At 62.5% G+C, this 6252-nt stretch carries 6 protein-coding genes; all 6 read left to right on the top strand.

All coding sequences use genetic code 11. The features are described from left to right. Positions 1 to 709 (top strand): V-type ATP synthase subunit E (locus tag QZ326_RS10715; protein WP_295745018.1); only part of this gene is annotated, 709 nt, incomplete at its 5' end. Positions 710 to 729: 20 nt separating this feature from the next. Then, the gene (locus QZ326_RS10710; protein ID WP_295745016.1) at positions 730 to 1734 is read left to right on the top strand and encodes a V-type ATPase subunit; all 1005 of its coding nucleotides are present in this window, start codon (positions 730 to 732) and stop codon (positions 1732 to 1734) included. Between the two features lie 14 nt (positions 1735 to 1748). Beyond that, positions 1749 to 2066: a V-type ATP synthase subunit F gene (locus QZ326_RS10705; protein ID WP_295745015.1), complete on the top strand. Its 318-nt coding sequence runs from the start codon at positions 1749 to 1751 to the stop codon at positions 2064 to 2066. Positions 2067 to 2319: 253 nt separating this feature from the next. After that, entirely contained in the window at positions 2320 to 4095 is a 1776-nt protein-coding gene (locus QZ326_RS10700) for a V-type ATP synthase subunit A (protein ID WP_295745013.1), read from the top strand. After that, on the top strand, positions 4092 to 5477 hold the full coding sequence (locus tag QZ326_RS10695; protein WP_295745011.1) for a V-type ATP synthase subunit B: 1386 nt from the start codon (positions 4092 to 4094) through the stop codon (positions 5475 to 5477). The genes QZ326_RS10700 and QZ326_RS10695 overlap by 4 nt, the downstream gene beginning before the upstream one ends. Positions 5478 to 5490: 13 nt before the next feature. Continuing rightward, entirely contained in the window at positions 5491 to 6204 is a 714-nt protein-coding gene (locus tag QZ326_RS10690; RefSeq protein ID WP_295745009.1) for a V-type ATP synthase subunit D, read from the top strand. The last annotated feature ends 48 nt before the right edge of the window (positions 6205 to 6252 follow it).

The raw sequence follows: 6252 nt of genomic DNA, 5'->3' as shown, positions 1-6252 counted from the left end.
CCCCGCAGAAAGGGGATTTGACATGAACGGAATTGAAAAAATTACCGGACGCATTACCGCGGACGCTCAGGCGGAGACAGAGCGTATCCTGACCGCTGCCCGGGAGGAGGCCGCCCAGATCACCGCCAGGTATAAGGCCCAGGCGGACGCCGAATCGGCTGACCTCGCGGCAAAGAACGCCAAGGCCGCCGTAGAGCGGGAGGAGCGCCTGGTCAGCGTGGCCCAAATGGAGGCCCGGAAAGTACAGCTGGCCGCCAAGCAGGAGATGGTGGAGAAGACCTATGCCCTGGCGCTGGAGAAGCTGTGCGCCATGCCGGAGGAACAGTACGTACAGGTGCTGGCGGATCTGCTAGTACAGGCGTCTTCCACCGGGCGGGAAGAGGTTATCTTCTCTCCGGCAGACCGGGACCGCGTGGGTAAGGCCGCCGTGGCCAAGGCCAATGAGCTCCTGGCCAAGCAGGCTGCGCCTGACGTGCCTCAGGGCAGCTCCAAGGTTACGGACCTTTTGAGCAAGGTAGCCACCAGCGTCACAGCGCTTGCCAAGGGCACTGCTCTGCTGGCATTGTCTAAGGAGACCCGGCCCATCAAGGGCGGATTTATCCTCAAAGATGAGAACGTGGAGGTCAACTGCACCTTCGATACCCTGGTGCGCCTGCAGAAGGCGGAGACCGCGGGGATGGTTGCCAAAAAGCTGTTCCCGGAGGCATAAAGAATCAAGGAGGAAGTGTCTTGGCTAAAAAAATCAAAGACACCGATTACCTGGTCATCTCCGCCCGTATCAAGGCCATGGAGAGCACCCTGCTGACTCGGGAGCGGATGGAACAGCTCCTGGAAGCCCGCAGTGATGAGGAGGTTCAGAAGATCCTCCAGGACTGCGGGTATCCGGAGCTGGACGCCGCGGACCCGGAGGCCATGGACGCGGCTCTTGCCGCCGCCCGGGAGGACACACTCTCCGACCTGGCTGACGGTGCGCCGGACCCCAGGTATATCGACGTTTTCAAACTGAAGTATGACTACCACAACGCGAAGGCCATCCTGAAGGCGGAGGCCATGGACACCGAGCCGGGTCATATGCTGATGGATATGGGCCGGGTGCCCGCGGCAAAGCTGCGAGAGGCCATGCGCTCTGGGGAGCTGGACGATCTGCCGCCCTTCCTGGCGTCCGCCGCGGCGGAGGCCAAGGAGGTCTTACAGACCACTCGGGACCCCCAGCTGTGCGACATCGTGCTGGACCGCTGGTTCTACCGGGACATGGATGCGGTGGCAGAGACCACCGGCAGTGAATTCCTGCATGGCTATGTGCAGGTCCAGATCGATGCGGCCAATCTGCGGACGCTGGTGCGTACCCTGCGGATGGGCAAGAACGAGGAGTTTTTGCGGGGCGTCCTCTTCGAGGGCGGTGAGATCTCCCCGGACGCGGTTCTGGCAGTCAGTGCCGCCAGGGGCAGCGGGCTCACGGAGCTGTATGCTCCCACCCGGTTCCAGGCAGCGGCGGAAGCCGGCGCTCAGGCTCTCCAGGGCGGGCCTCTGACGGAGTTTGAGAAGCTGTGCGACAACGTGGTGGGGGACTATCTCGCAGGGGCCTTGTTTGTTCCATTCGGCGAGGCCCCGCTGGTGGGGTATCTGGCAGCCCGGGAGACGGAGTACACCAACCTGCGCATCCTGCTGATGGGGCGCGGCGCTGGCATCGACCCGGACGTCATCCGATCCCGCCTGCGGGCGAGCTATGTGTAAGGCGGTGTAAGTTTATGGCTGTTGCGTATCAAATCGCCGTCATCGGCGACTGGGAATCTGTCATGGGTTTCCGCGCCCTGGGACTGGATACCTATCCCGTCACGTCTGTGGACGAGGCCAAGGAGAAGGTGCGGGAGCTGGCGAAGACCAACTGTGCGGTGATCTATCTGACCGAGCAGCTGGCAAAGGATATGGACGACGTACTGGCCCGGTACAAGGACGAGCTCCGGCCCGCCATCATCCTGATTCCCGGACGGGAGGGCTCGCTGGGGATTGGCAAGAACAATATTCAGACGGCGATCGAGCGGGCCGTGGGGGCAGACATCCTCTGAGAGGTCAAGAGGGAGCAGGCTCTTCCTTGAGAATCCCCTGCCGCCAGTCTGCAAATTAGGTGCCGCCTGAGGCGGCTGGGGCCGGGGTGTTTTCGTCGCGTACACGCCGCGGCGAAAATAATTGAAATTGATTTCTTTGTTTTGGCGGAGAAATCAAGGGAAAACGTGATTTTTCCCTGGACCCTTTCCGGGCGTGGTTTAGCGGGGAAGGGCATCCTTCCGGCGAATTTATCCTGAAAGAAGGTTTTAGAATTTGAGCGGAAAAGTTGTTAAAGTTTCCGGACCGTTGGTAGTCGCCACGGGGCTGTCGGACGCCAATATGTCTGACGTGGTCCGTGTGGGGCCCCAGCGTCTGATCGGCGAAATCCTGACCATGAAGGGCGACACCGCCTCCATTCAGGTCTACGAGGAGACCTCCGGCCTGGGCCCCGGCGCCGACGTCATTACCACCGGTGCGCCCATGAGCGTAGAGCTCGGGCCCGGCATGATCGAGGGTATCTACGACGGCATCCAGCGCCCGCTGGAGAAGATCGTGGAGAAGGTGGGCGCCAACATTTCCCGCGGTGTGGAGGTTCCCGCCGTGGACCGGGAGAAGAAATGGGAGTTTACCGCCACCGCCAAGGTTGGTGACAAGGTGACCGGCGGCGACATCATTGGCACCGTGCCCGAGACCCCCGTGGTGCTCCACAAAATCATGGTACCTCCCAACATGAAGGGCACCATCAAGGACATCAAGAGCGGTTCCTTTAATGTGACGGAGACCATCGCCACGCTGACCACCGAGGACGGGAAGGACGTTCCCCTGACCATGATCCAGAAGTGGCCTGTCCGCGTGGGCCGCCCCTATGAGAAGAAGTACTCCCCGGAACGGCCGTTGTGCTCCGGCCAGCGGATTATCGACACTATGTTCCCCATCGCCAAAGGCGGCACCGCCGCGGTCCCCGGCCCCTTCGGCTCCGGCAAGACCGTGGTGCAGCATCAGCTGGCCAAGTGGTCTGATGTGGACATCGTGATCTACATCGGCTGCGGTGAGCGCGGCAACGAGATGACCGATGTTCTGCGGGAGTTCCCCGAGCTGAAAGACCCCCGCACCGGCGAGTCCTTGATGAAGCGGACGGTGCTGATCGCCAACACCTCCGATATGCCCGTGGCCGCCCGTGAGGCCTCTGTTTACACCGGCATTACCATCGCCGAATACTTCCGCGACATGGGCTACGACGTGGCCGTCATTGCCGACTCCACCTCCCGCTGGGCCGAGGCCCTGCGTGAGATGTCCGGCCGTCTGGAGGAGATGCCCGGCGAGGAGGGCTACCCCGCCTACCTGGCCTCCCGCCTGGCGCAGTTCTACGAGCGTGCCGGTTCCGTCTCCTGCCTGGGCTCCGAGGAGGACCGCCGGGGCAGCCTGACCGCCGTGGGCGCCGTGTCCCCCCCGGGCGGCGACCTGGCCGAGCCCGTCTCCCAGGGCACCATGCGCATCGTGAAGGTGTTCTGGGCGCTGGACGCTTCCCTGGCCTACAAGCGCCACTTCCCCGCCATCAACTGGCTCACCTCCCACTCCCTGTACCTGGACTCCCTGAAGCCCTGGTTTGACGAGAACCTGGGCAAGGAGTTCCTTCAGAACCGGGAGCAGGCCATGGGTGTGCTCCAGCAGGAGTCCAGCCTGAACGAGATCGTGCAGCTGGTGGGTAAGGATTCCCTGTCCCCCGCCGACCAGCTCACCCTGGAGACCGCCCGTATGATCCGCGAGGACTTCCTCCAGCAAAACTCCTTCGTGGACATCGACTCCTTCTCCACCTACGACCGGCAGGAGAAGCTGCTGGCCATGATTCTGGACTACGACAAGCTGTGCCGGGGCGCCATCGCCAAGGGGGCCCCCGTGGCCGGGCTGTTCGTCATCCCCGCCCGTGAGCGCATCGGCCGCGCCAAGAGCGTGCCCGCCGAGGAGTACGCCCAGGTGTACGCCGATATCTCCGCCTCCATGGAGCGCGAGATCGACGAGGTCGTCAGAAAGGCAGGTGAGGAGCTGTGATCCGAGAGTATAAAACCATCCAGGAGATCGCGTCCCCGCTGATGATGGTCAAAATGGTGGACAACGTCACCTACGACGAGCTGGCCGAGGTGGAGCTGCCCGACGGCTCCATCCGGCGCGGCCAGGTGCTGGAGGTCAACGGCGACACCGCCGTGGTCCAGCTCTTCGAGTCCGCCGCCGGCATCAACCTGGCCCAGTCCAAGGTCCGCTTCCTGGGCCATCCCCTCCAGCTGGGTGTGTCCGGCGATATGCTGGGCCGGGTGTTCAACGGCATGGGCGTGCCCATCGACGGCGGCCCCGCCATCCTGGCCGAGGAGTACCGGGACATCAACGGCCTGCCCATGAACCCCGCCGCCCGGGACTACCCCAACGAGTTCATCCAGACCGGCGTTTCCACCATCGACGGATTGAACACCCTGGTCCGCGGGCAGAAGCTGCCCATCTTCTCCGGCTCCGGCCTGCCCCACGCCAACCTGGCGGCGCAGATCGCCCGGCAGGCCAAGGTGCTGGGAGACGAGAGCGCCAACTTCGCCGTGGTCTTCGCCGCCATCGGCATCACCTTCGAGGAGTCGGAGTTCTTCGTCAACGAGTTCAAGCGCACCGGCGCCATTGACCGTACCGTGCTGTTCTCCAACCTGGCCAACGACCCCGCCGTCGAGCGTATCGCCACCCCCCGTATGGCCCTGACCGCCGCGGAGTACCTGGCCTTTGAGAAGGACATGCACGTCCTGGTCATTATGACCGATATCACCAACTACGCCGAGGCCCTCCGTGAGGTCTCCGCCGCCAAGAAGGAGGTCCCGGGCCGCCGCGGCTTCCCCGGCTACCTGTACACCAACCTGGCCACCATCTACGAGCGCGCCGGCCGCCAGCTGGGCAAGGCGGGGTCCATCACCATGATCCCCATCCTCACCATGCCCGAGGACGACAAGACCCACCCCATCCCCGACCTGACGGGCTATATCACCGAGGGCCAGATCATCCTGTCCCGCTCCCTGTACCGCCAGGGCATCAATCCCCCGGTGGACGTACTGCCCTCCCTGTCCCGTCTGAAGGACAAGGGCATCGGCGTGGGCAAGACCCGGGAGGACCACGCCAACACCATGAACCAGCTCTTCGCGGCCTACTCCACCGGCAAGGACAACAAGGAGCTGATGTCCATTCTGGGCGAGGCGGCGCTGACCCCCACCGACCTGCTCTACGCCAAGTTCGCCGACGAGTTCGAGCGGCGCTACGTCAACCAGGGCTATGAGGAGAACCGGTCCATCGAGGAGACGCTGAACCTGGGCTGGGAGCTCCTCAGCATCCTGCCCAAGGCGGAGCTGAAGCGCATCAAGCCGGAGCTGATCGAGAGGTACTGGCCGAAAAAAGACGAGCAGTAAGGAGGGGTGAGCCATGGCGAATATCACGGTAAGCCCCACCCGGATGGAGCTCACCCGCCTGAAGGGCAAGCTGCGCACCGCCCAGCGGGGCCACAAGCTGCTGAAAGACAAGCGGGATGAGCTGATGAAGCAGTTTTTGGACACGGTCCGGGAGGTCCGCGCCCTCCGGGCCGAGGTGGAGGAGGAGCTGATGACGGTGCACAAATCCTTCACCGTCGCCTCCGCGCTCATGAGTTCTGAGGCATTGGAGCAGGCCCTGGTCTATCCCAAGCAGAGCGTGGAGCTGACCATGACCTTCCAAAATATCATGTCTGTCAATGTGCCGGTCTATGATTTTCAGACCAAGACCAAATCGGATTCCGACATCTATCCCTACGGCTTCGCGGCGACTTCCGGCGAGCTGGACACCGCTGTGGATGCCCTAGGAAAGGTGTTTCGGAAGATGCTGAAGCTTGCGGAGATTGAAAAGTCTGCCCAGCTGATGGCGGAGGAGATTGAGAAGACCCGCCGCCGGGTCAACGCTCTGGAGTACGTGATGATCCCCAATACTCAAGAGGCCATCCGGTATATCAACATGAAACTGGATGAGAACGACCGTGCCACCACGATCCGGCTTATGAAAGTCAAGGACATGATTTTGAAGGAATCCTTGGAAGAGAAGCGGGCGGAAACCGCTAGAGCCATAAGGACTTTCGGGGATTCGAGTGAGGCGCCGTCAGAGGTTTAAGGGGTAGCTGTACCGCTTATTTACCGCTTCTAGGATGGGCCTAAAAAG

Origin of the sequence: uncultured Oscillibacter sp., from assembly GCF_910587525.1 — a bacterium.
Lineage (GTDB): Bacteria > Bacillota > Clostridia > Oscillospirales > Oscillospiraceae > Oscillibacter.
The sequence above is the reverse complement of the archived record's forward strand: the minus strand, read 5'-3'. Positions and strand labels throughout refer to the sequence as shown.

Bases quoted from the DNA above. Each gene is read 5' to 3' on its own strand.
- QZ326_RS10705 (WP_295745015.1), top strand. From the start codon at position 1,749: ATGGCTGTTGCGTATCAAATCGCCGTCATCGGCGACTGGGAATCTGTC.
- QZ326_RS10690 (WP_295745009.1), top strand. From the start codon at position 5,491: ATGGCGAATATCACGGTAAGCCCCACCCGGATGGAGCTCACCCGCCTG.